Source organism: Faecousia intestinalis (genome assembly GCF_040096185.1).
Lineage (GTDB): Bacteria > Bacillota > Clostridia > Oscillospirales > Oscillospiraceae > JAZOXB01.
Window position 1 is genome coordinate 1 of sequence record NZ_JBBMFF010000026.1, and the last position, 2,693, is coordinate 2,693.

Annotated in this window: 2 protein-coding genes; both read left to right on the top strand. The window is 53.7% G+C overall.

Annotated elements, in window-relative coordinates; genetic code table 11:
* Nucleotides 1–600 precede the first annotated feature (600 nt).
* Nucleotides 601–1,695: a hypothetical protein gene (locus WMO66_RS00255; RefSeq protein WP_349134404.1), complete on the top strand. Its 1,095-nt coding sequence runs from the start codon at nucleotides 601–603 to the stop codon at nucleotides 1,693–1,695.
* 277 nt (nucleotides 1,696–1,972) lie between these two features.
* Nucleotides 1,973–2,653 (top strand): hypothetical protein, encoded by a 681-nt coding sequence (locus WMO66_RS00260; RefSeq protein WP_349134405.1) that lies wholly within the window; start codon nucleotides 1,973–1,975, stop codon nucleotides 2,651–2,653.
* Nucleotides 2,654–2,693: the final 40 nt, after the last annotated feature.

The following is a 2,693-nucleotide window of genomic DNA, read 5'->3' on the forward strand; positions in this document are numbered from 1 at the left end:
GTTAAAAAGGCTTCAGCCCCAGGTTTGTCATTGCGAGGAGGCCGCAGGCCGACGTGGCAATCTCGGGAAGGCAGTTGCGATTTCGCCATAACCTACCTGTTATCCACATGGGTACTGCGAGATTCCCACGTCGCTTCGCTCCTCGGAATGACAAGCTTGAATGTCTCGCGCCGCTGAATTAACACTTCAAAACCTGCAGTTGCCTACAGCGCTCAGGGAACGCCGTTGCAAACTGGCTTTGGGTTCCCATCATCTTAATGGCAGCCGACACCAATCTCCGCTGCAATTCCCTATTATGCACTTTTTATACACCATCCGCATTCTTTCCCTTATGTAAAAGTATACATGTTATTTAATTTTTGATTATTGTAGTGATTTGTATCGTTTCTTTTGTATCACATTTATTCCAGCCCCCGTTCTTCTATACGCATTACAGTCACAATATACATATATCTTCCGCAGTAATTTCTATGTTATCTGTATTATTTTTTGCTTCAAACGTCTTGTGGGAGTCACTTGCATATGGTATACTCAAGTTGCAGATATCCTGCATTTCTTTGGAATTGCTGACTTACTATTGGAAGGAGTGGATCAAATATCATGAAGCGTTCAACGATTCTCTGTTCTTTGCTGCCGGTTCTGCTTGTCCTGTTCCTGTGCGCCTGTTCCGCCTCCCCGTCCGGTGCCTCTGACGGCGCTGAAACTCCCAACAACATCTTCCACGAACTCCCTCTCCCCGCCGTAACGGAAGGTCAAGTCTCCGTTCTGGATGCCCGCGGCAGCCGGATCCTCTATGTGCAGGAGGAGAAGCTACTCTCAAAGGACGGCGGTTACGCCTACTACGAGACAAAACAAGTCGGCATTTACGATGTCGATGCCCAGAAATCACTTGCCGTCTGGGAACCGGAGACGCCCGGCAACTACTTCGGCGGAGCCCTGCTGGATGGAGATGCTGCCATTCTCGCCCTCCAGCTGGACTACACCAACGCCTACCCCGCACAGTTTGCGGCCATGTACTTCGGCGGCTCACAGCGCAGCCTTGTAGAGCTCACCGGTGAACTGCAGTGGCTGCTCTCCTTCTCCGGCAAGGAGGCTCTTGCCAGCTACCGCACGGACGGCGGCGCTTTCGGTGTTTACCGTCTCTCCGCGGACGGCTGCACGGATGCTCTGCTGCTGCAGGCTGATGCGAACACCGAGCCGATGGGCGGCGATCTTGCCGTCTGCGGTGACCGCTTCTGCTTCTCCTATGCCAAAAATGGCCAAGTCACCCTGTGCACCGTCTCCGCCGACGGCACGCAGGACGCTCTCACCCTGCCGGAGTCTGCGAAGCTGGACTCGTTCTGGCTGACCGCGGACGGCCCGCTCATCTGCCAATATGTCGAGCAGAACGGCAAGGCGCAGCGGCTGCTCACGCGCTATGCCTCTGGCGAGACGCACGAGGTCACACGCCCGGCTGCGGACGGCGCGCTGTATCAGCTCCGCTTTGCAAACGGCTGCGGCTTTGCCGTGAATGGCAGCTGGGGGCTTCAGCTCCTGCAGCTCTCCGAGGATGGCACGGTCAGCTGCCGCGGTGTAACGGAGTTGCCCGGTGAGCTAACCTCTGTGCAGGTCCGCATCCTGTCCAGCGGCGACGGCAGCTTCTTCCTGTTCTACCCCGAAGCGCAGCGGTTGTTCCGCGCCGTGCCAACTAGCTGATATCGTTTCCCATGCCGCGGCCTTTTGGGCCGCGGCAGTTTTAGCGCCGCGAGACTGCCGGATTTGTCATTGCGAAGGCGTTTTGCGCCCGTGGCAATCTCGGGAAGGCAGTCACGATTTTGCTGGGACTTTTTCCATTTACCGCACTGCATATTATTGAAAATTACGGGATATTTTCTGTAAAAATATTGACAGGAACATTATGGTGTGATATGTTGGACATATCGGAAGGGAATACTTGTCAAACGTTCAATTGGAACGGAAGGAGAAAATGCCCATGACCATGAAAAACCCGAGATATTGGAAATTACTGGCTTTCACGATTGCAGTCATCGCCATTTCCTCCCTCCTGTTCGGCTGCACAAAGCAGAAATTGGAACCGATGACAAATATTTGGATATCGGAATACTCCACTCTTAATCGGGTCTATAATGCGGAAGGCGAATATCTGCATACGGAGCATGGAAAGATAACGGCAGATTCCACAATGGAGATACTTCGCGAAGGCACATGGCCATATGCCGTTACGGCAACGATGGCAAAGTATCTGATCCCGGATACCGAGAAGCTTCGCTTTGAACTCACGGCGGAAAATACAGGAATGCGCGCGGATACGGACGAAATACATCTCTGGCTCGAGCTGAAAAATGGGGCCGACGATCCGTGGCTGGAGCTGACAGCGACCGGTTTTCGGCTGAGGGGCGAAGTAACTTCGTATACTACAGGGGGCCAATTTAAGCAAGCAGTCTTTCCAAGCACCGACGAATTCTATTACAAACTGACCGGCGAGCAGGAGAGCGACCTGCAGGTATACTGGCAGGACAATACGCTCCGGATCGTCTCCAAAAGTCCCGGTGAAGTTACGCTGCATTTAAAAGACCTGAAGGATACCTACCAGTTCCCGGCAGGCGGCTGCGTGATCACGGACTTCGCCGACGGGAAGATCATCGTCCAATAATCAAAAACAGTTTCCGGCCCGGCGGCATCCCCGCCGGGCC